Here is a 23,719-nt window from a genome sequence, read left to right on the forward strand (position 1 = left end):
ATTGATGAAAATACTGTCCAACAAAAACAACCTCCAAATCCTGCACGAAGACAACCATCTCATCGTGGTCAACAAGCGCGTGGGCGATATTGTGCAAGGCGACAAAACGGGCGACAAACCACTGTCTGACGTGGTCAAAGAATACATCAAGGACAAATACAAGAAACCCGGAGAAGTCTTTCTGGGAGTCGTTCACCGATTGGACAGACCCACTACCGGAATCGTCGTTTTTGCCAGAACCAGCAAGGCCTTGACTCGAATGAACGAATTGTTCAGCAATCGGGAAACCCAGAAAACCTATTGGGCCATCGTGAAAAACAAGCCTGAAAAAACGGAAGACAAACTGGTTCATTTTATAAAAAGAAACGAAAAAAACAATACTTCAAAAGCATATGTGAAGGAAGTTCCCGAAAGTAAAATAGCCAGCCTGGATTATACAATCATCAAGGAATTGAACAACTATTTTGCCCTGGAAATCAATCTTCACACAGGAAGACACCACCAAATTAGGGCTCAACTTTCGGCAATAGGTTCACCCATAAAAGGAGATTTGAAATACGGTTTCGACCGCAGCAATCCTGACGGCGGCATCCATCTGCACGCTAGAAAATTGGTATTTACACATCCCGTTTCCAAAGAAAACATTGTCATTGTGGCTCCAGTTCCAAATGACGTGATTTGGAATGCCATCTAATTCGAAAAAAATGTATCTTTAGGACTTAATTTAAGTTTTAAGTTATGGAGTATAAAACCAACATTAATTTCAGGAAAGAATCCCTGATAAAGTTGCTGAATGCCATCATCATTTATGAAAATGAAATCATTCAGGCTTTATACGACGATTTCAAAAAACCTGCTTTTGAAGCCGTGCTTACCGAAACGAGTTATGTTATTGCTGAATTAAAGAACACCATAAAAAACTTGAAAAATTGGGCCAAACCCAAAAGAGTATTTCCATCATTACTTAATTTTCCTTCCAAAGATTATATTTACAAAGAACCTTATGGCAAAGTCCTTATACTTGCACCTTGGAATTATCCTTTTCAATTGTCACTTTGTCCCTTAATTTCGGCGGTTGCGGCAGGAAATCAAGTGGTGGTAAAACCATCTGAATTGACCCCAAAAACATCCGAAATCATAGTAAAAATCATCGGCAAAGTTTTCGACAACAACCACGTTAAAGTTGTTGAAGGCGGGGCCGAAATCTCGCAACAATTGCTTTCTGAACGTTGGGATTACATTTTTTTTACGGGAAGCGTCGCCGTGGGTAAAATCGTGGCCAAAGCAGCAGCCGAAAATCTTACGCCCGTAACTCTTGAACTTGGAGGAAAAAATCCTTGCATCATTGACGAAACGGCCAATTTGAAACTGGCTGCCAAAAGAATCGTTTGGGGAAAATTCGTCAATGCGGGACAAACCTGCATTGCACCAGATTTCATCCTGATCCAAAAGAATATGAAAACCCATTTTGTGACTTATTTAAAAGAAGAAATCACGAAAGCATACGGCGAAAATCCTGCCAAATCTCCCGATTTTGCACGGATAATCAATACCAAAAACTGGCAACGACTAGTTGACATGATTGAACCTGAAAAGGTGATTTTTGGAGGGCAAAGCGATAGCTCCGATTGCTATATTGCTCCCACTCTTGTCGAAGAAACTTCAGTGGAAAGCATAATTATGCAGGAAGAAATTTTCGGTCCATTGCTTCCCATTCTTACTTACGAAAATGAAGCGGACATTGATGCCATAATAACCAAATATGAAAAACCTTTGGCTTTGTATATTTTCACCGAAAACCCTTATTTTTACAGACGAATAATTCAAAATTACTCTTTTGGGGGTGGTTGCATCAACGACACTTTAATTCATTTTGCCAATAAAAGATTGCCTTTTGGCGGTGTGGGTCACAGCGGAATTGGTGCCTACCACGGGAACTTGAGTTTTGACACTTTTTCACACACCAAAAGTATCGTAAAAAAAGCAAATTGGCTTGATTTACCCATGCGTTATGCGCCCTACAAAGATAGATTGCCCAACATTAGAAAAATATTAAGATGGCTGTAGCCAATTCCTAAAATCAAAACAACAACAAACCATAAAACATGAAAAACGTAAAAGACAGAATAGCAGAAATAACAACAAAAGGATACGAACTGGATTTTGGCACTGTTTTCGAAAATGCCTTTGAAAACTATAAAAAAATAGCCGTTTATGCTGGCTCAATGCTGTTGATCTTTACATTTCTTTTTATAATCCTGCTTTTTGGAATTGCAATTGCTGTTTTTGGAGTTGGTGCCTTATCCGAATTTATTAAACCGGGCAATTTAAAACCGGAAACTTTCACCGGCGATTTTCTGTTAATTTACACGGCCTGCGTTATATTGATTACTTGTTTGTTGAGCCCTTTTCAGGCGGGTTTTCTTAAAATGGCGGATTGCGGCCAAAAAGGAGAAGAATTTCACGTTTCTACCATTTTTGAATATTACAAACCGCCTTATTTTATCAACATTGTCTTCGCCACATTCACAATCACCTTATTCAGTACAGGATTGTCCACTCTTGCGGAACAAGCTGGAATGCCATTTATTGGGATTATAACCTCCCTTGCGATCACCTTCTTGACATTTATAACCATTCCCTTGATTGTTTTTGGAAACCTGAATGCAACTGAAGCCATCAAATCAAGTATTACCATCATTTTAAAACAGCCGTTGGTAATTTTGGGGTTGATAATAGTCGCCTTTATTGCATCGTTGACAGGCTTGATTGCTTTTTGTATCGGGATATTTTTTACGATGCCATTTCTATATTCAATGGAATATGTCCTTTACGATTCCATAATTGGAATTGATTCTGTAAGTGAAATCGATGAATTAGGCTCAAATGTGTAATTATTTTTCAATATTACCCTAATTATTTCATTGCTTTAACAAAAAAACTTATTTTTATCACCAAGAGAAAAGATCCCAAATCGACTTCTCAAACCTAACCAATACCATTTAGCCTTAATGTCATTTAGCCCATTATTAACAATAATTCCATACTTGAACAATTATTTTTTTGTTGATGACAATTTACCGGTTAATCACTCTCTTGCAATACATCATTTCATTGTGAAAAATAATTTATTTGGTATTGCATCCCCGTTTTTAATAATCTTATCTTTCTTGTTGATTTATAAGTTTTTAAAAATAAAATCGACACTTAGCAATAAATATATAGAAAGCCTCTCCCTAGTAGATTCAAAAAACAAAGAAACCCAATTCTATTTTTTGTTTTTGGGAATCATAATTCCTTTCCTTGAACTTTTTTTCGTCTTATTCAATGCGAGATCAAAAAGTTTATTGATCCATCATTTTAGTTTGGGTACCTTTTTATTGGCAATCTATTTTATCAGCAAAAAATCATCTTTGGTATTTCAAAATATCCAAAATCTTTTCAAGGCAGTATTCATAATTATATTTATTATTGTCTCCCGGAATTTAATTTATACTTCTCCCGATGTAATCCCACTTGTCGCCTTTGTAATATGGTTTTTCTTTTCTTATGATATTCTCAAACCCTTAAAGCTGTATTGGCTTACAGTTGCATTTGTTTATATCTTCATTTCCGTCCTTTTTGTTTTTGAGATAATTCCCGTAAAATCTATTTCCCTGTTATTAAATTACTGTTTAATAGTTCAAGTCGTAAATTATGTCCGGCATATATCTTTGCTTAATGCAAAAGATAAATTCAAATTTACCAATGATATTGTAAATAAAGGAAATACGCTGACAATTGCCGCGAATGATGCTGGAGAAATCTCTTTTTGCAGTGAAACCATAACCTCCATTTTGGGATATACTCCGGAGGAAGTGATGGGAATGGGATTTTGGAAACTTACCGAAGACCCCGAATTTATTGGCCTACAATACCACGACAACTATATTGACGAGCGATTGTACGTCAGGAAATTGAAATGTAAAAATGGATCCTACAAATATATTCAATGGAGAGACAAGAAACACAATGAAAACCTGACCATTGGAATTGGAAACGACATAACCAACGAAATCAATCTTCAAAACCAGTATCGGGACTTAATTCAAAATGCTACCGACCTTATTTATGAAATAGATGTCCATGGAAATTTCACGTTTGCCAATGATTTTGCCGTAAAATCCTTAGGATATGATCATTATGAATATCTCTCAATGAATTACTCGGAATTCATTCGAAAAGATTACACCAAAAACATAATTGATTTCTACCATAACTTGCCCGAAAGGCAAAATGATTTCAATACAGTTGAAATACCATTGATAAAAAAGAATGGAGAAGAAATATGGCTTTCCCAAAAAATAGTCGTTCGAAGGAATAATTTGGGCGAACTTATTGGATATTCAGGAATAGCCCGCGACATTACCGCTTACAAAAACCTTGAACTAGAAAAAGAAAAACAACAAGAAAAAATTAATCGATACAATTCGGCAATCAATAATTTGTCGATAAAAAACTTCAATAAATGCGAAAATTTGAATGACGCTATTGGAACAATCCTAAAAGCTGCCGCAAAAGCGTCAATAGTAAACCGGGTCAGTTTTTGGAAATATACCAAAGATAAAATTGTCTGCAAAAAACTATACGAATTGAACGACAACATATTCGACAAAAAAATCACTTTCACAAAGAAAAACTATCCCGATTATTTTGCATCCACAAAAAATGAAACACAAATCGTAATCAGTGATGTTCAAGACAATTTGAAAGATTCGGTTTTTTTCGAAGACTATTTTCTAAAATACGACATCCGATCGATTCTCGACATTCCTCTTTTCAACAATGGCGATTTAACCGGCTACGTTTGTTTTGAAACCACAAAACAGAAAAAGTTGTGGGACAATGACGACATCAATTTTGCCCGAACCATATCCGACATCATATCATTGCAAATTGCTTCCAGAAAACGGTATCAAGCAGAAATAAAATTGGAATACAAAAGCGAATTGCTTTCTGCCATGGCCTTGTGTACCGAAAAATTCCTGTTGAGCAAGAGCGTCGATCAAATGTTTACAGAAACCTTTGAAATAATGGGAAAAGCTACAAAGGCAGACCATCTTTTTTATTATGAAAAGGATTTCAACACCAATTTAATCAGCCAAAAATTCAAATGGGCCAGAAAAGGGATTCCTTTTCAAATCACCAAATTGAGAACGTTCACGACCGAAAACCTGCAAGAAATTTTCAAACAAATCAACAAGAAAAAATATTTCAAGGCCATTACAAGCAAACTCGAAGATTCCACTTTGAAAGAAGTGTTGGTTGCCAACGAAATAAAATCCATGCTCATCTTGCCGATATACATCGAAAATGAATTTACCGGTCTCATAGGTTTTGACGACTGTTATAATGAAAAAAAATGGTCGGACGACGAAATCAACATTCTGCAAACCCTTGCCAACAACATCTCTTCGGCCTTGGAAAGAACCAAAAACGAAACCATCCTTTATGAAAGCCAGGAGAAATTTCGTTTATTGACCAACAACATTCCCGGCACGGTTTATTTATCCAATATTGACGACAAATGGACCAAAATTTACATCAATGACGAAATCGAAAACCTGACTGGATATGGCAAAAGCGAATTTCTGGAATACAAACTGCACTATGTAGATTTAATCCATCCCGACGACAAGGAAAATGTCCTGCTTGCAGCCAAAAAATTGGTCGAAGAACAGGTTAAAATGCAAATCGTTTACAGGATCATCCACAAAAAAGGACATATCGTTTGGGTAGAGGAATTTGGCGACAGCATCAAAAAAGATAACGTGATCAGTTATGTGGGAGGAATGTTTTTTGACATCACCAAGAAAAAAGAAGCCGAAGAAGCCCTGATAGCCAAAGAAATAGCCGAAGCAGCCAACAAGGCAAAATCAGAATTCATTGCCAACATGAGCCACGAAATCAGGACTCCGCTGAATGGAATTATAGGTTTCACGGACTTGCTCATGAAAACCAATCTTGAAAAAACGCAAGAGAAACACATGATTACCGTCAACCAATCGGCTCATTCCTTGTTGGACATCATCAACAATATTCTAGATTTTTCGAAAATAGAGGCCGGAAAACTGGAACTATACATAGAAAAATGCAAAATCAAGGAAATATTGAATCAAATAATCGACTTGATATCCTATGAATCCAACCTGAAAAACCTGAAACTGGAACTGGTCATCACCCCTGATATTCCCAAGTATTTTTGGGTGGACATCGTTCGATTAAAGCAAATCTTGATCAATCTTTTGGCAAATGCCGTGAAATTTACCGAAAAAGGTTCCATTCAATTGGTCGTTTCCGTACTCGAAAAAACAGATGATTCCAACAGCAAGATTCGTTTTTCAGTAATGGATTCCGGCATTGGAATACTCGAAGAAAACTGGAATAAAATTTTCAACGCTTTTTCCCAAGAAGACAATTCAACAACCCGAAAATTTGGTGGAACGGGATTGGGCTTGAGCATTTCGAATCAATTGTTGGCATTGATGAACAGCCACCTCCAATTGGACAGCAAAATAGATCTTGGAAGTACTTTTTATTTTGACCTGGATTTGAAAACAAGCAATCAAAAAATAAAAGATGAACGCAAAATAGACGTTCCCGCAGAAAACGACATAGACGATTTTATAGAAAAAAACAATCGCTTGGAAAAATTGAGGGTAATGATTGCCGAAGACAACAAAATCAATATGTTGCTCATCAAAACCATCATAAAAAACATATTTACAGAGGCTACTATTTTTGAGGTTTTTAATGGTAAAGACGCCGTTGAACAGTTTGAAAGTATCAATCCAGACATTGTTTTAATGGACATCCAAATGCCGTTGATGAATGGTTATGAAACAACCAAAGCCATCAGAAGTCTTGAATCAGGAAAAAATGTTCCCATCATTGCCGTAACTGCCGGAGTAGAAAAAGAAGAAAAAATAAAATGCATGGAAGCCGGAATGAATGACCACATTTCAAAACCCATCATGAAAGGCGTTATTGAAGAAACCATCATCAAATGGATGGATACACCAAAATTGAAATCCAAAAGGAGTACCGAAACAACTTTTGGCGAAGACCCTAAAAAGAAGTAGCCAAGAATAAAAATCATCCAAAAAAAGCACTATTTTTACCTTAAAACTCGTATTATGAAATGGATAGGTAGAAGACAAAGCGACAATATGGAAGACCGCAGAGGACTTTCTGGGGGAAAAGCAGTAATTGGTGGAGGAATTATTGGAGTCATCATTTTGCTGGTCAAACTTTTTGGTGGTGAAAATGCGCAACAACTTACCCCTATTTTAGACCAATTCAATCAGCAATCTACCCAAACCGAGTCAAGAGCTTTAACGCCGGAAGAAGCAAAAGAAGGCGAATTTGTAAAAACCCTCTTGGCCGACAATGAAGATATTTGGACCAAAATATTCGAGGAAAACAACCTGACTTTTGAAGCGCCAAAATTGGTCTTGTTCAGTGGTCAAGTGCAAACCGCTTGCGGTGGTGCCAGTTCCGCTTCCGGTCCATTTTATTGTCCCGGCGACAGAGTCATTTATATGGACATGACTTTCTTTGAGGAATTGAGAACACGATTTGGTGCCGAAGGCGGTGATTTTGCCGTGGCTTATGTTTTGGCACACGAATATGGCCACCACATCCAGACCTTGCTGGGAACCTCGGCAAAAGTGCGAGAACTACAAGAAAACAGAAGTGAAACCGAAGGCAATAAATTGTCCGTCGCCCTGGAATTGCAAGCCGATTTCTATGCAGGACTTTGGACCCACTACAACGAAAAACAAAATGCCATGCTGGAACCCGGCGATATCGAAGAAGCCTTGAGTGCCGCCAATGCCGTGGGCGACGATGCCATCCAAAAAAAAATGCAAGGACAAGTCGTTCCCGATTCCTTTACCCACGGAACTTCCGAACAAAGAATGTATTGGTTCAATCGCGGCTTTAAAACGGGTGATTTTAAAAAAGGAGATACTTTTGCGGAGGTTGAGTAAAAGTAGAGGAATAAAATGCAGAATCTGTTTCCTATTAAATACAAAAAAACAGTCTAAGTTTTACAAGATACTTAGACTGTTTTTTTTGTATTTAATTCTTTAATAAATCATGATTTCTTGTACTGGCTTGGAAATTGGGTTATGGGTTCAATTTTCATTTTTTTGTAAAACACCTCGGCGCCTTCGGACTGGATTTGAATTTTACCTTCGGTTACTGGAATGGTTTTATTGTTTGCATCGTAACGAATGTTTTTTACCCGATTGACCACATGACCGTTAACGACATGAATACTCTCATCGTCCAAACAATATATCTCTAGGGTATTCCATTCTTCATTTGGTTTTTCAAACAAGCCCGATTTTGCTGCAAATTTTACCGGAACATTTTTTCCTTTTGGATTGTACGTGTATTTAGATTTGCCATTGGTCAGGATTGTTTTATCCGAAGGCACATCTCCATATACGTCACCCAAAGCATAAAAATCACCGCAATCGCCTTCTTGAACCTGAAACTCGGCACTGGCCATCCATACGTTCCAAAAAGCACCGTGCGGTCCTTTGGCATGATACAAAATACCACTGTCACTTTTGTCTTTCAAACGTGGTTCCCATTTTTTATTGCCCCATTTGAATTGGGTCGTGAAGTGATAATTTCCGTATTCTTTTTTGGTCGTCAAGCCTCCGTAGATTTCGCCCGAAACGCGAAGCACGTTTTCCCCATTCTCTTGTATTATCGAGAATACTTTTTTGGTATCATTATCCAATCCCATTGGTTTTCCTGTTTTTACGTCTGCTGATTTTTCGAAATCAATGTCTACCGAAGGATGAACCGCTCCCATCCAAGGAGTCCATTTTGACAAATCGGCACCTAGTAAATCCTCTCCTTTTTCATCTATTTTTTCTTTTGTTTGTCCTAATGCCCAAAGGATTCCTTCCTGTAAATGCTTCAAAAAATCGGCATTCGAATAGGAAGCATCATCATGTCCCATGGCAGTATAAAAAACACGTCCGCCTTGATAAACATGATACCATGAAATGGGATGATAAGTCCCCATTCGATCGCCCTGATAACTGGTTTCGTCAATACTCAAAAGCACATTTACATAGGATGGCACAGGCTTCCTGAAATTATACCATTCATCAAACTTGTCAAAAGTTGCCTTGTAATGTTCTACTGATGAATGTTGACAATTGGGCACTTTATTCAAAGTTGCATTTTGTTGTTTGGGATGACTTTTAAACTGGGCTCCCACCATTTCTGCATAGAAAGGCCAATCGAATTCGGTATCTGAAGCGGCGTGCACGCCTACATAATTACCTCCTGATTTGATGTAATTTTCAAATGCCGTTTGTTCGTCTGGGTTTAAAATATCACCTGTCGTGTTCAAAAACAAAATGAGGTTGTATTTTGACAATTCTTCTTTTGTGAACAAGGAAGCTTCCTCACTGAAATTCATTTTCCAATGTTGCAATCCTCCCATTTTTTTCAAGACTTCAATGCCTTTTCCAATTGAAGCATGTCTAAAGCCGCCCGTTTTTGAAAAAACCAAAATGCTGGCCGGTGCTCCCGTTTTTGATGCTGTTTGGGCGTTTTCGACCGATTGGGTGGAACTTGTTTTGCAACTATGGAACAACCCAAAAGATACTAAAAAGGCTATTGCGACAATCTGTTTTTTATAAGTCATGTTTATTTTATGTAATTTGAAAAATCTAAAAATTATTTGGGTAAAATTTGCAATCCGTAACCACAAAAATAAGCAAAGAGTCATTAAAAAAACTGCAATACCAATCAAAATAAACAGGAATTAAAACTAAGGATTGAAACAAAGTCCAGCAAATCAAAGCAACATCGAAAAAATTAGCAGTACCTTTGCACCAAATTAAAGAAGTACTCCATATAAATAGTGTTTACTTCATAAACACCATTTATGTCATTCAACTCATTAGGCTTATCTGATGCTTTATTAAAAGCCATCAGCAAAAAAGGATACACAACTCCATCTCCAATACAACAAAAAGCAATTCCACCCATCTTGGAAGGCAAGGACGTATTGGCATCCGCACAAACAGGAACAGGAAAAACAGCCGGTTTTACCCTACCCATATTGCAAATATTGTCACAAGGAAAACATTTGAGTCACAGACCCATTCGTGCCTTGATATTGACCCCAACACGAGAATTGGCCGCACAAATATTAGCCAACATAAAAGAATACAGCGAGTTCGTGGATTTACGAAGCGCCGTAATTTTTGGAGGCGTAAACCAAAATCCCCAAGCCGCCCAAATACGTCAAGGTCTTGATATTTTGGTCGCCACTCCCGGTCGATTAATCGATTTGCAAAATCAAGGTTTGGTTTCGCTTTCCAAAGTGGAGATTCTGGTTTTGGATGAAGCAGACCGTATGTTGGATATGGGATTTTTACGTGATATTGAACGCCTTATCAAACTATTGCCATCAAAAAGGCAAAACTTGCTATTTTCGGCAACCTTTTCAAAAGACATCAAGAAATTGGCAATGGGTATTTTGCACCATCCAGTCCAAGTGGAAGCCACACCAGAAAATACCACAGTGGATGCCATTATCCAAAAAGTATATCCTTGTGCCAAAGAGAAAAAAACAGAATTAATCATCAAACTGATCACGGAAGGCAACTGGAAACAGATTTTGGTTTTTACCCGTACCAAACAAGGTGCCAACAAGTTGACTGAAAGCATGATTAGTTCCGGCATTAGAGCCGCAGCCATTCACGGGAACAAAGGTCAAGGTGCACGAACCAAAGCTTTGGCTGGTTTCAAAGACGGAAGCTTGACCGCTTTGGTCGCCACGGACATTGCCGCTCGAGGTTTAGATATTCCATTGTTGCCGCATGTCATTAATTTTGAATTGCCCAATATTCCAGAAGATTACGTGCACCGAATTGGTCGTACAGGAAGAGCTGGAGCCAGCGGCGAAGCCATTTCATTGTTTAGTCCAGACGAAACCGTTTTTTTACGCGATATCGAAAAATTGGTGGGCTTGAAATTGCCCAAAGAAAACATCAAAGGTTTTGAGCCAGATCCCAATGCCTCAACGGAACCCATCAAACAAGGGCAAGGAAGACAACAACGCAACTCAACTCCAAGGAAACCAAAAACGGATAATGCAAACCGAAGCACTAATAACAGCTTTGGCCCAAGACGTCCACAACAAAATAATGACAGGCGTTCCAGGTAACCTATTCTATACAATCTAGAACTGAAGACTGAGTGTTTTAAAATCAATCTTTTGTAAATCAATCTTTTGCCAAAATAGCAACAAAATTGCTATCTTTGATGATGATGAATACTCAATATCCATATAAAGACAAATTAACAAAATGGTTCCTGGCAGTAACTTTGCTTCTTGGCATTTTTGCTTTTTCTGGATATGCGAATAATTTACAATCAAGACAACTTCAGACGACACAAACTGAACTTGTAGTTTCAAACAATCACAAAATTTGTAAACGGGCTATTTCATATAAAAAAGGGATTGAACTTAGCCTTTTCATTTCTCCTCAAAATAGTTTCGACAAAAACTGGGCAAACGCTTTAATTACACACAACCTGTTGACCAAAGTAAAACTGGATACTATTTCAAGGCAGTTTTATTCTCATAAGCCTGCCAACCTCTTTCTACAAGTAAAAACCATTCCCCAAAGTTCTGACGAGGACATTTTTGCAACTTATATAGGATAGTTCTTGTCCTGTATGCCAAATCATTTGGCTTCATTCCATTTTAAAATTCAAAAGTTGTTGCCATTGGCTGCACAATAACTTATTTAAAAAATCATGAAAAGTTTCAAAAAAACATTAAGACTATTGGGACTTGTACTCCTGATAGTCTTGGCATCCCTTGGAATTGGATTTGTAGGAGGTGTTCCAATTCCTCCAACCAAAAAAAGAGAGAACACCATAGAACTAAAAACCGAATTGGTTGAAGACAAGGAGGATGAAACAAAGTTGTTTCAATTCAAGACAAAACAATAATAAATAATTCGTAAAATATTTTTTTTTAAAATCTAAAGTATTTATACCTATATTTAATCAAAATGCTCACATAATGTATATTAGACTTTGTTTAATTTTTGTTTCTACATTTCTATTTATCTCTTGCAAAGAATCAATTGCGGTTACAGACAAATCTGCTCGTAAAGCAGAATTATCAAATTCAAAATATATTGATCCTGAAAATCTGCAAGAAAAAGAAAATTTCAAATTATTGTCAGAAACTAGCGAATTACGTTTTTTAGAAATTATAAACAGTAATTTAAAATCTAAGTCTTCTCCGCAAAACATTGTGCTTCTTAGTGACAGCATAAATACTGTTAATGGAACTTGGAACCATATAAATACTGTTAATGAGGAATGGAATGGCGTAACTAAACCTGCCAGTAATTATGCTGTCAATAAACAAAGTGCAGTATTTTCAAATTCTAATTTTAAAGGTCCCGTTTTTAGTTGTATTTTGGTAAAAAAGTATGGCGATTGGGAGCATCAGCACGCTAATGGTTATGTTATAAAACCTCTAAAAAACAATATTCCTGTAGGCTCCATAAATAAAATATTTCTTGACCTATATTATGATTCCGAGCTGAGCAGCATACCTGACTTCGACAAAATAAAATCGGTTTATGGGCATCTGCTGTCAGATGAACAAATAAAGAATTGGGATAATGGATTGTTTAATCTAGACATCCAGATATCTACCCAAAATAAAAATACTCTGGCCATAAATGTGACCCTTAAAAGAGAAATGGCTGATAAATGGTTGAGAATTGAAGTGCCTCTAAAAAATATGGAAAGTTGGAATACTGAGAACAAACCTATTGAATTTAAAGACATAACTACGGATACTATTCAAGCCATTTATTTAACAGCGGAGACAAAAAGCAGATTAGTATATCGAAATCTTGACACTAAAAATTTTAACATAGAAACCACTCCAAAATTGTTTAAAGAAATTGCCTTTAGCATTAAGCGATTTGAATTAGAAAAAAATAATTTTTAGTTGTTTAAACATTGGTTTTGGTTTTGCTCCGCAAAGTCTCCGACTTTGAGGATGTGATAAAAGGTCTCCGACCTTCGTTACCAATTATAAATAGTGCTAATCGATTGTGGTTTCAAAACATCTAATACCGGATTATCAACTTTTGTAATTGCTATAATTCCACTATTTTCAACATAATTGGAAGCACTGGAATATACATAATGAGAAGCTTTGGCAACAAATCCTGCTCGAACAGGATTCAAATGAATATAATCCAATTTAGACCAAAAAAACTTTTCTGAAAAAATTTCTTCGGGGTGATTTCCATATTGCCAAAACTGATATTTTTCATTTCGGCCATGACTTTTGCAAGCAAATTCAAAACGTTTCAACATCCAGTCGGCCCTACTTTCTGGCTCAGTTTCTATTTTATTCAAAATGGTCTTTGCCGTAAACTTCTTAAAATCCCGAATCAAATCGGATAATTTACTATTTTCTGACTGAATGATTAAATGAATATGATTGGACATAATTACAAATCCATACAAAATCATTCCTTTGTTTTTTAAACAAAAATCCAGACTTTCGATGACACAATCTTTATAGGTTTTCCTGGAAAAAACATCAACCCAGTCCACAACCGTTGCAGTTATAAAATGCGCTTTGGATTGATCTCGAATTATGAATCCCTCTTTCTCTTTCATTTTGTTTTTTTTTTTTAAAAGTCAGTCAGAGACTGAAAATCACTACCTCAAAGTCGGAGACTTTGCGGAGCTTGGGTTAGATTTATTGTAAGTAAATTACGAAATAAAATCTTATTAATTAAAATACATAATTTAATATTTAACTGAACAACACCTTATAAAATCAACACCAAGCTCACTTAAAACATAGTAAACTGGAATAACCTCATCATCCATAAAAATAAAACCTTCCATAATTTCTCGTTTTATTAAACCCAATCGAGTTAAATTAAAATATCAATTCCTGAAATTTGAAACTCTTTTACTTCAATACTCTCTGTGTCTTTAATTCTGTCAAGTTCTAAAACTTCATTTCTTGATAATTGACTTAAAATAGAAGGATAGATTGAGGATTCATATTTTTCGTTTGCATCACTAAAATTGACTATCAAATTAGACCATTTTTGTTGAAGTGTTTCATCTTCTTCAAGTGAAGAAAATTCTAATAAGGGAATGAGTGTTTTAAGATTTATTTGTTTGATTGAGATATTATTTTCCTCAGCAATTTTCTTTGCTTCCGAAAATATCTTTATTTGATTTTTTAATCTCCTTGTTCTTAATTTATCAGCTAATAATAGTCCAGCTTCTTCGAGTGGTGAACCAGCCAACTTTTCAAGGAATCCGCCAACTAAATCAATTCCTTTTTCAATTGCTGTTGATGATATATCTATTTTATTCATAGTTTATTTTATTGGTTAATAAAAGGTATTTAAAAAAAATTAAGCTGTTAGGCCTCGCTCCGCAAAGTCTCCGACTTTGTGGATGTGTTCGTCAGTCTCTGACTGACCATAAAATTAAACCCAAAATAAAGTCGGTTGGAAACCGAAAATCACTCCCTCAAAGTCGGAGACTTTGCGGAGCATTGTACTAAATTAACTACCCCAACCACCCATCACGATCCAAGCTTCTGTACTGAATCGCTTCGGAAATGTGGGAAGAAATTACTTTTGGCGAAGCTTCCAAGTCAGCAATAGTCCTGGCTACTTTCAGGATTCTGTCATAGGCCCGCGCCGAAAGATTCAAGCGCTCCATTGCTGTTTTCAACAATTGTTTGGAATCATCGTCAAGGGCGCAATGTTCCCGAATGTGTTTGGTATTCATTTGGGCATTGTAATGGATATTTTCCATTTGGATGAAACGTTCCGACTGGATTTCCCTAGCAGAAGTCACTCTTTTTCGAATATCAACACTACTTTCGGCTTTGTTGTCATCGGACAATTTTTCGAAAGGAACAGGCGTCACTTCAATATGAATGTCGATTCTGTCCAACAATGGCCCCGAAATTTTGCTCAAATAGCGTTGCATTTCGTGTGGTGAAGAAGTTTGCGGCGAATCGGGATCGTTGAAAAACCCACTCGGACTCGGATTCATACTGGCCACCAACATAAAAGACGAAGGATAAGTCACAGTAAACTTGGCTCTGGAAATGGTCACTTCCCTGTCTTCCAATGGTTGGCGCATCACTTCGAGAACATCTCGTTTGAATTCGGGCAATTCGTCCAGAAACAAAACGCCATTGTGTGCCATCGAAATTTCACCGGGTTGTGGATAACTTCCGCCTCCAACTAAAGCCACATTCGAAATGGTGTGATGCGGACTTCGAAACGGTCGTTGGTTCATCAATCCCGCTTCTTTCAACTTTCCGGCGACACTGTGAATTTTGGTGGTTTCGAGTGCTTCGCGCAAAGTCATTGGCGGCAAAATACTGGGCAAACGTTTGGCAAGCATTGTTTTCCCTGCTCCCGGCGGCCCAATAAGAATGATGTTATGTCCTCCGGCTGCGGCAATTTCCATGCAACGTTTGATGCTTTCTTGCCCTTTCACATCGCTAAAATCGAATTCGGGAAAATCCAAGGTTTTATAAAATTCGGCTCTAGTATCGATTGTCGTTGGTTCCAAATTGCCTTTTCCTTCGAAGAAATCAATGACTTCCTGCAGATTTTCGACACCATAAACATCCAATCCCGTGACAATTGCGGCTTCCTTCACGTTTTGTTTCGGCAAGAAGAAACCCTTGAAACCTTCTTCTTTGGCTTTTATGGCTATCGGTAAAGCCCCTTTTATGGGTTGCAAACTTCCGTCCAATGAAAGTTCGCCCATAATAATATATTGGTCTATTTCGTCTGCTTTTATTTGGGTGGAAGCCACAAGAATACCCATGGCAAGCGTCAAATCATAAGCCGAGCCTTCTTTTCTCAAATCGGCGGGAGCCATATTGATGGTAATTTTCTTGCCCGGCATATTAAGGCCGTTGTTTTTGAGAGCGGCAGCAATTCGATAACTGCTTTCCTTGATGGCGTTGTCCGGCAAACCAACCAAATGGTAACCAATTCCCTTGTCCATATTAACCTCAACGGTAATCGTGGTGGCTTCGACTCCAAAAACGGCACTTCCAAAAACTTTGATTAGCATATAAAATAGTTTTATTTAAACATAAAAGACTTCAATTTTATAACAAAGAGGGAGATTATTACTCTAGTCTTGCATTTCCTAGGAAGAATATTCCAATCCTATTTGACTTCTGACCTCATCCACAATTTTGATAAGATCCAAACTATTTTGATGAGACCAAAGTTCGCTTTCAATTCGGTTTTCTTTAATACAGTGATGGCATTCCTCGATTTCGTATGTAAATCCTTTGCCTTTGGTTGGCAATGGATGTTCCTCTTTCTTATTATCAATTACCAAAGTATAGGATTGCGCTTCGTGCCAAAGCGAATTCAAGTTAATGGTTCCTTTGGTACCATTTATTGTTGCCGTCATGTTTGATTTAGACACAAAACTCGAATGCAAAACCGCTTGCGCATTTTCGTACTGCAAAATCATTGAAGTTTGCAAATCGGCTCCTGATTCGTGAAAAATGGATTTTGCCAATATCTCGGCAGGAATTCCCAACAGCACATAACTCAAAAACAAAGGATAAACTCCAATATCCAAAAGTGCTCCTCCTCCCAATTCGATGTCAGTTTTTCTATTGCCCTCTCCTCCAAGTTTATCGGCAGTAAATGCAAAATCGGCATTAATGAATTTCACTTCTCCAATTTCGCCGTTTTTAATTTTGGAAAAAGCTTCCCGAAAAGACGGATTGAATCTCGTCCAAAAAGCTTCCATAAAAAATTGGTTGTTTGCTTTCGACGCATTAATCATTTGCAATGCATCATCATAATTTAAGGCAATGGGTTTTTCGCAAAGTACTTTTTTGTTGTTCTGCAACGCTTTTATGGTCAAAGCGGCGTGGGAATTATGGGGAGTCGCAATGTACAATATATCCACTTCGGCATCATTCATAATGGCGTCATAAGAGTCGTAGGCATTCTTGCAATCGTAGTTTTTGGCAAATTCTTGTGCTTTGCCAAGATTTCTTGAAGCCACGGCAACCAATTCGGCTTCTTCGACCAGCATTAAATCTTTGGCAAATTGGTGGGCAATATTCCCCAAACCTATAATTCCCCATTTAATCTTTTCCTTATTCATCTTGCTATTTATTTTGTTAACCAAAATTCCCTTTTATAAGAATCAAAATACAACTTTAATTCAAAATCTAAATTTAACATAAAATTCCTTTCAATAAATATTTTACCTACATTTTAGTTCCCAAACCAATTATTATTGTTAATTTTCTTTGACTTAATTTAGTTTTTGCCCAATATCAACAATATGAAAGTAATCCTTCGAACATTCGACCTGCAACTCAAACATACTTTTACCATTTCGAGAGTTTCCTATAAAACACAACCTATTTTAATTGTAGAATTGCAAAGTGACGGTTATTCTGGTTATGGAGAAACGACTTCCAATACCTATTACAAGAATACCGTGGAATCGATGAAAAGCAATCTGGAAAAAATAATTCCGTTTATCGAAAGTGTTGCCAATGAAACTCCCGAGGAATTTTGGCACAAAGCCCATCAATTATTAGGACACGACATGTTTGCACTTTGTGCCTTGGACAATGCCTATAACGATTGGTACGCTCGCAAAAAAGGAAAAAAATTGTATGAATTATGGGGGTATTCCATAGACCACAACCCAAAAACCGATTATACCATTGGCATTGACAGCATCGAAAAAATGGTGTCGAAAATGACTGAATTGCCTTGGCCTATCTATAAAATCAAACTCGGGACAAAAGAAGACATTGCCATTGTTACCGAATTAAGAAAACACACCGACGCCATTTTCAGGATTGACGCCAACTGCGGCTGGACGGTTCCAGAAACCTTGACCAATGCCGTAGCATTGAAAAAACTGGGAGTCGAATTCCTGGAACAACCCTTGAAAGCCAATGATTGGGAAGGTCACAAGGAAGTTTTCAAACAATCGGTATTGCCCATAATTGCGGACGAAAGCTGTATTATTGAAGAAGACGTGGCCAAATGCCACAACCATTTTCACGGCGTGAACATCAAACTCGTGAAATGCGGCGGACTGACTCCTGCCAGAAGGATGATTGCACAAGCAAAAAAACTGGGAATGAAAACAATGGTGGGCTGCATGACGGAATCTACGGTTGGAATATCGGCAATTGCCCACTTATTACCAGAATTGGACTATGTCGACATGGATGGCACATTATTAATAACCAACGATATAGCAACCGGAATTACCCTCAAGAATGGCATTATACAATACTCGAAAGAAAATGGCACTGGAGTCAGCCTAATTGCATAAATATTAGCAAATTCTCAATATTAAAGACATTTCATTCAAAATTATTGTACAAAATCAGTTGAATTACAACTAAATTGATGATAAAAATGCTCCCTAAAAACAATTTATTCTTTAACTTTAATAAAAAAACCATAAATATGTATTAATAAATTGTAAATTTTGATAAATAATTATCTTATACCCATAAAATTTAAGGGTGTAAAATAGAAATTTGATAAAAATCATAGTTCAAAGTACATTTTTTATGGGGGTATAGAATCATTTGACTACTTTTATTGAAAATTATAACTAAAAAAACAAAAATTATGCGAAAAATTATTTTAAGTGTGATCCTAATCACAATTTTGGTACTATCCGTTTTTTCAATTTATTTATTTCCAGAAAGTACAGCATTAGGTGCACACGTTGTTGCCCTAAAATTAGATACTGGAGATACGGCTTGGATGTTGGCAGCCACAGGTCTTGTATTGCTGATGACACCAGGACTAGGATTCTTTTATGGTGGAATGGTAGGCAAGAAAAATGTAATCAGTACTGTACTGCAAAGCTTTATGGCTATGGTTATAGTAACAGTATTATGGGTAGTAGTTGGATTTGGTTTGTGTTTTGGACCTTCAGTGGGAGGTTTAATTGGTGACCCAACTCAAAACCTGTTTTTCAATGGAGTAAATGCTACAACAGCATGGGAATTAGCTCCAACTATTCCTTTTATTTTGTTTGCTTTATTTCAAGCAAAATTCGCTATCATCACTCCAGCTTTAATTACTGGAGCTTTTGCTGAAAGAGTACGTTTCTGGGCTTACTTATTGTTTATGGTATTGTTCATATTATTTATATATGCTCCATTGTGTCACATGACATGGCATCCTGATGGATTATTCTTCGGATGGGGAGTATTGGATTTTGCAGGAGGAACTGTAGTACACATGAGTGCTGGTTGGGCAGCTTTGGCAGGAGCCATATTCTTGGGAAAAAGAAAAGTACAAAAAACAAACCCAGCTCGTATTACTTATGTATTATTAGGAACTGGTTTATTATGGTTCGGTTGGTTTGGGTTCAATGCAGGATCTGCTGTTGGAGCTGGAAGTCTTGCCGCACAAGCTTTAGGAACCACAACTGTAGCTGCTGCTGCTGCTGCAATGGGTTGGGTATTTTTGGATAAGATTCTTGGACACAAACTTTCAGCCATGGGTGCTTGTATCGGTGCCGTAGTAGGATTGGTTGCCATTACTCCTGCTGCAGGATTCGTGTCAATGCCTTCTGCTCTTGCCATTGGTTTCATTGCCAGTATCATAAGCAACCTTGTCGTAAGCAGTTTCCCTAAAGGAAAAATTGATGATGCCTTGGACGTATTTGCTTGTCACGGTGTTGGTGGTATGGTAGGTATGCTTTTGACAGGTGTATTTGCTTCAAAATCCGTTAACTCAATCGTAGGCGACAATCAAGGTTTAATCTATGGTGATGCCACTTTGTTTTTAATCCAATTGAAAGCATTGGTTCTTGTTTCCATCTTTGCCTTCACTGCTTCTTATGCATTGTTCTTTATCGTAAATAAAATAACTCCATTAAGAGTTTCTGAAGAAAAAGAAGAATTAGGATTGGATATTTCTCAACACGGAGAATATTTGTAAATCACTTTCTAAATAATCAAGACACCCTAAAAATTCGTTTTTAGGGTGTTTTTTTATGTTCATTGGCCAAGGTAAAGCAATCTTATATTTATCAATACCAACCTGAAATCCTTAATTAATCATTGGACGAAAGTCCTAAGGATAACTGCGATTACTTACTTCCTAACGACATTTATTCCAGCAAATAAGTTTAACTGGAGTTCCTTTTTAATATCCTATTAAACAATAAAGCTCCCAGACTTTTAAAGACCGGGAGCTTTTCATATCATTATCCTTTTTATATTATTTCTTGAACTTGGAAATACCTTCTTTCAGCCAAATTTCATATTCATCAACTCCAACATAGCTTATGGTTGGTTTTTCTTGATTCAGGCTATTACCTTCCAAGTCGGTCAAAACATACAAAGGCTGGGTATTGGTTTTGTATTTCGTAATCATAAAATCAGCCCATTTATCTCCAACTGTTTCAATTTCTGAACCTGTAGTTTTTGAAACAAATTGTTCGTTTTTTGGTAAATCACGCTTGTCGTCAACATACAAAGAAATTAAAACAACATCGTTTTTCAAAATTGACAAAACACGTGTGTCCGACCAAACATTATTCTCCATTTTACGGCAATTCACGCAAGCAAAACCCGTAAAATCAAGCATTATGGGTTTATTTACCGTTTTGGCGTAAGCCAAACCTTTTTCATAATCATCAAAAACGACTATTTGATGAGGCCCAAATTTGGCTCCTTCAGGCAAACTGGCAACAGGAAGAGCAGCAGCAGAACCGCCAACACCAAAAGGACTTTCGCTATACTCCATTGGAGGCGGGAAAGCATTGATTAATTTCAATGGAGCTCCCCATAGCCCCGGTATCATATAAATAGTAAAAGTTAAAGACAACAATCCCAAAGACAATTTTCCCACAGAAATATGCGGCATCGGACTATCGTGCGGCATCGTGATTTTTCCGAACAAATAGAGTGACAATGTTCCAAAAATAGCAATCCAAATAGCCAAGAACACTTCTCTTTCCAATAAATGCAACTGCAAAACCAAATCGGCATTGGACAAAAATTTGAATGCCAAAGCCAGTTCCAAAAATCCCAAAATAACTTTTACGGTATTGAGCCATCCACCCGATTTTGGCAAAGAATTCAACCAACCCGGAAACATTGCAAAAAGCATGAAAGGCAAGGCCAAGGCCAATGAAAAACCAAACATCCCCACAACCGGAGCAATACCGCCTTTCGAAGCTGCATCAACCAAAAGTGTTCCGACAATAGGCCCTGTACAAGAAAACGAAACTATCGCCAAGGCCAAAGCCATGAACAAAATCCCTACAACTCCGCCTCTATCCGCTTGTCTATCCACTTTGGTAGCCCAAGAATTGGGCAACATAATTTCGAAAGCACCCAAAAAAGAGGTTGCAAAAACGACCAATAAAATAAAGAAAACAATATTAAACCACACATTGGTCGACAAAGCATTCAATGCATCGGCTCCAAAAATCCAGGTCACGAATAACCCCAATATTACATAAATCAATATGATGGAAATTCCATAAATTATTGCATTTCGGATCCCTGCTGCCTTATTTCTGCTTTGTTTGGTAAAAAAACTTACCGTCATCGGGATCATCGGAAACACGCAAGGTGTAAGCAAGGCTGCAAAACCAGACAAAAAGGCAATAAAAAATATGGACCATAATCCTTTTGGCACTTCTGGCTTGGAAGAAACAACTTTCGCTTCCGGCACAGACACAACAGGTTGTTTTACTTCTTCCGTTTTTAAAGGTGCAACATTGGTATTTGCAGTATCAACGACAATTACTTTGGCTTCCGTTTTTGAAGCCGAAGGAATCGTAAAATTGAATTTTTTCTCCTGATTGATGCAAACCTCTTTGCAAACTTGGTAGTTCAAGACGGCATCAATTTTTGAATTTTTCGGATTCACCACAGTAATCTCCTGCCTGATTTGAACATTTTTTTCAAAAAAAGTTTCGTTTACCTCAAAAACATCATTATAAGCCGTTCTAGTTTTGCTTTCTTTGGCTTTGCCAACCAAATTAAAATTCCCTTGCTGATTTTTGAAAACAACTTCCATGGCCAACGGGCCGCCCTCGGGAGTAAACTGGGAATATACGTGCCAGCCTTCTTCTATATCTCCGTTAAAAATCAGGATAAAGTTGGTTTCAGATTTCTTTTCGATTTTGGTTGTCCATTTAACTGGATCCAAAATTTGTGCATTTCCTTTGGCGAAAGCCATAAAAACCAAGAGTAAAAAAATATATTTCCTCATTATTCCAATTGTATTTTTAGAATTTTTTTTGTTCTATTTCCTGTTTTAAAACGCTCGTCTTGTCGAAGACCGACAATCCAAACTATTTGATTGTCAGAACACAAAATCCAAACATTTTCTTTTTCTATCAACGATAATTTATGATCCTTGAAAAACTTGCTGACTTTTTTCGATTTCCCCTCCATCCCAATGGGTTGAAAACTATCGCCTTGTCTCCAGCGTCGTAAAACTAACGGAAACCACAACTTGTCTTCATCGACAAAGATAGTTGTATTTGATACCAAACTAATGTCAGATACTTTCGAAAACGAAAGATTTAAGGGAATATTAACTTCTTTTTGGTCTTTAAAAATATAGTATTCTTCGTCTTCATCCTCTAAATTCTCAGGACTCAATATCAAAAAATCCCTGTTCTTCAACAATCGGAATTCACTCGAAAAAACCTGTTTTCCGGATTGTCCATCAACCAAATCATAAATATCATCCCAAGCCGAAAACCCATATTCATTGAGCCATTGGTACAAATAAGATTTATAATTGGGCAATTTTTTCAATTGATTCAAATCAAAATGAATTTGATCATCCTCTTGCTTTGCCACTTGCTGGTAAACCATGATTGAGGCATCTTCGACCATCTCTTGTGATTCTTGCAAATGAGCCTGTGTTTTACAAAATGAAGTGAGGAAATCGGGATTTAATTCCTTTAAAATGGGAACCAAATTATGCCTGATTTTATTTCGCAAGTATTTATCCGAAGCATTGCTGCTGTCTTCCCGCCATTCAATGGAAGTGTCCATTGCATATTGCTCGATTTCCGATCTGGAAAAAATCAAAAGAGGCCGAATTACTTTCCCGTTTTGCGCCGGAATTCCTGTCAAACCGTCCAAGCCAGTTCCTCTAGAGAGATTAATCAGAAAAGTTTCCAAATTGTCGTCGGCGTGGTGTGCCGTAAGAATATAATCGTATTTTTTGGTTTCCAATAATTCGTAAAACCAGTTGTATCGCAACTCGCGAGCGGCTACCTGGGTAGAAAGCTTGTAATCATCAGCAAAAGCCTTGGTGTCAAATTGGGTTAAAAACAGTGGAATTTCATTAGTTTCGGCAAAATTCTGGACAAAATTCTGGTCAGCAAAACTTTCCAGTCCTCGAAGTTGAAAATTACAATGCGCAATTGCAATTTCAAAAGACAATTTATGAAACAAATTCACCATTACCATACTGTCAACGCCACCGCTGGTAGCCAAAAGCAAATTTTTCCCAATTAAAAAAGAAAAATTTTTCGCTATATGATTTTCGAATTTCTGTTGCATGTTCAAATTTAGTTATTTTAAATCATACCACGAAAT

General features: G+C 37.2%; 18 protein-coding genes. 11 read left to right on the plus strand and 7 right to left on the minus strand.

Translation table 11 applies throughout. The features are described from left to right. The first annotated feature begins 4 nt into the window (after positions 1-4). The 5 genes from BUC16_RS12940 (at position 5) to ypfJ (ending at position 8,030) form a co-directional block, all read left to right on the plus strand. Complete coding sequence (locus tag BUC16_RS12940; RefSeq protein ID WP_073371200.1) at positions 5-694, plus strand: RluA family pseudouridine synthase; 690 nt, start codon at positions 5-7, stop codon at positions 692-694. A 44-nt stretch (positions 695-738) separates the two neighbouring features. Next, positions 739-2,067: an aldehyde dehydrogenase gene (locus BUC16_RS12945; RefSeq protein ID WP_073371201.1), complete on the plus strand. Its 1,329-nt coding sequence runs from the start codon at positions 739-741 to the stop codon at positions 2,065-2,067. A gap of 38 nt (positions 2,068-2,105) precedes the next feature. Further along, positions 2,106-2,894, plus strand: coding sequence for a hypothetical protein (locus tag BUC16_RS12950; RefSeq protein WP_073371202.1), 789 nt, complete (start codon positions 2,106-2,108; stop codon positions 2,892-2,894). A gap of 819 nt (positions 2,895-3,713) precedes the next feature. Next, a complete protein-coding gene (locus BUC16_RS12955) occupies positions 3,714-7,121 on the plus strand; it encodes a PAS domain S-box protein (protein WP_244534367.1) in 3,408 nt (1,135 codons plus the stop codon). Positions 7,122-7,175: 54 nt separating this feature from the next. Then, positions 7,176-8,030 carry a KPN_02809 family neutral zinc metallopeptidase gene (gene ypfJ, locus BUC16_RS12960; RefSeq protein ID WP_073371204.1) on the plus strand — a complete coding sequence of 285 codons (855 nt, stop codon included), beginning with the start codon at positions 7,176-7,178 and terminating at the stop codon, positions 8,028-8,030. 107 nt (positions 8,031-8,137) lie between these two features. Here the strand turns inward: ypfJ and BUC16_RS17905 are convergent, their stop codons facing one another. Continuing rightward, a complete protein-coding gene (locus BUC16_RS17905) occupies positions 8,138-9,715 on the minus strand; it encodes a ThuA domain-containing protein (RefSeq protein ID WP_073371205.1) in 1,578 nt (525 codons plus the stop codon). A 243-nt stretch (positions 9,716-9,958) separates the two neighbouring features. Between BUC16_RS17905 and BUC16_RS12970 the strand changes: the two genes are divergently transcribed. The 4 genes from BUC16_RS12970 to BUC16_RS12985 all read left to right on the plus strand — a co-directional run bounded on the left by BUC16_RS12970 (position 9,959) and on the right by BUC16_RS12985 (position 13,060). After that, entirely contained in the window at positions 9,959-11,245 is a 1,287-nt protein-coding gene (locus BUC16_RS12970; protein ID WP_073371206.1) for a DEAD/DEAH box helicase, read from the plus strand. Between the two features lie 98 nt (positions 11,246-11,343). Further along, entirely contained in the window at positions 11,344-11,748 is a 405-nt protein-coding gene (locus tag BUC16_RS12975) for a hypothetical protein (protein WP_141226155.1), read from the plus strand. 93 nt (positions 11,749-11,841) lie between these two features. After that, entirely contained in the window at positions 11,842-12,039 is a 198-nt protein-coding gene (locus BUC16_RS12980) for a hypothetical protein (RefSeq protein WP_073371208.1), read from the plus strand. Between the two features lie 73 nt (positions 12,040-12,112). Then, on the plus strand, positions 12,113-13,060 hold the full coding sequence (locus BUC16_RS12985; RefSeq protein ID WP_073371209.1) for a hypothetical protein: 948 nt from the start codon (positions 12,113-12,115) through the stop codon (positions 13,058-13,060). Positions 13,061-13,137: 77 nt separating this feature from the next. On the opposite strand, the gene BUC16_RS12990 is transcribed toward BUC16_RS12985, so the two are convergent. The 4 genes from BUC16_RS12990 to BUC16_RS13005 form a co-directional block, all read right to left on the minus strand. After that, positions 13,138-13,743 (minus strand): REP-associated tyrosine transposase, encoded by a 606-nt coding sequence (locus tag BUC16_RS12990; protein WP_073371210.1) that lies wholly within the window; start codon positions 13,741-13,743, stop codon positions 13,138-13,140. Between the two features lie 263 nt (positions 13,744-14,006). Continuing rightward, entirely contained in the window at positions 14,007-14,462 is a 456-nt protein-coding gene (locus BUC16_RS12995; protein ID WP_073371211.1) for an Abi-alpha family protein, read from the minus strand. Positions 14,463-14,658: 196 nt separating this feature from the next. Beyond that, positions 14,659-16,194: a YifB family Mg chelatase-like AAA ATPase gene (locus BUC16_RS13000; protein WP_073371212.1), complete on the minus strand. Its 1,536-nt coding sequence runs from the start codon at positions 16,192-16,194 to the stop codon at positions 14,659-14,661. A gap of 78 nt (positions 16,195-16,272) precedes the next feature. Further along, positions 16,273-17,256, minus strand: coding sequence for a Gfo/Idh/MocA family protein (locus tag BUC16_RS13005; protein WP_073371213.1), 984 nt, complete (start codon positions 17,254-17,256; stop codon positions 16,273-16,275). A gap of 183 nt (positions 17,257-17,439) precedes the next feature. On the opposite strand from BUC16_RS13005, the gene BUC16_RS13010 reads away from it, so the two are divergent. Both BUC16_RS13010 and BUC16_RS13015 read left to right on the plus strand, forming a co-directional pair. Next, positions 17,440-18,453, plus strand: a complete 1,014-nt coding sequence (locus tag BUC16_RS13010; protein WP_073371214.1) for a dipeptide epimerase — start codon at positions 17,440-17,442, stop codon at positions 18,451-18,453. A 305-nt stretch (positions 18,454-18,758) separates the two neighbouring features. After that, positions 18,759-20,084 (plus strand): ammonium transporter, encoded by a 1,326-nt coding sequence (locus tag BUC16_RS13015; RefSeq protein ID WP_073371259.1) that lies wholly within the window; start codon positions 18,759-18,761, stop codon positions 20,082-20,084. 282 nt (positions 20,085-20,366) lie between these two features. On the opposite strand, the gene BUC16_RS13020 is transcribed toward BUC16_RS13015, so the two are convergent. Together BUC16_RS13020 and tilS are read right to left on the minus strand one after the other, a co-directional pair. Continuing rightward, the gene (locus BUC16_RS13020; RefSeq protein WP_073371215.1) at positions 20,367-22,373 is read right to left on the minus strand and encodes a protein-disulfide reductase DsbD family protein; all 2,007 of its coding nucleotides are present in this window, start codon (positions 22,371-22,373) and stop codon (positions 20,367-20,369) included. Beyond that, positions 22,373-23,683: a tRNA lysidine(34) synthetase TilS gene (gene tilS, locus BUC16_RS13025; protein ID WP_073371216.1), complete on the minus strand. Its 1,311-nt coding sequence runs from the start codon at positions 23,681-23,683 to the stop codon at positions 22,373-22,375. Before tilS ends, BUC16_RS13020 begins: the two co-directional genes overlap by 1 nt. Positions 23,684-23,719: the final 36 nt, after the last annotated feature.

Source organism: Flavobacterium fluvii, assembly GCF_900129545.1.
Taxonomy (GTDB): domain Bacteria; phylum Bacteroidota; class Bacteroidia; order Flavobacteriales; family Flavobacteriaceae; genus Flavobacterium; species Flavobacterium fluvii.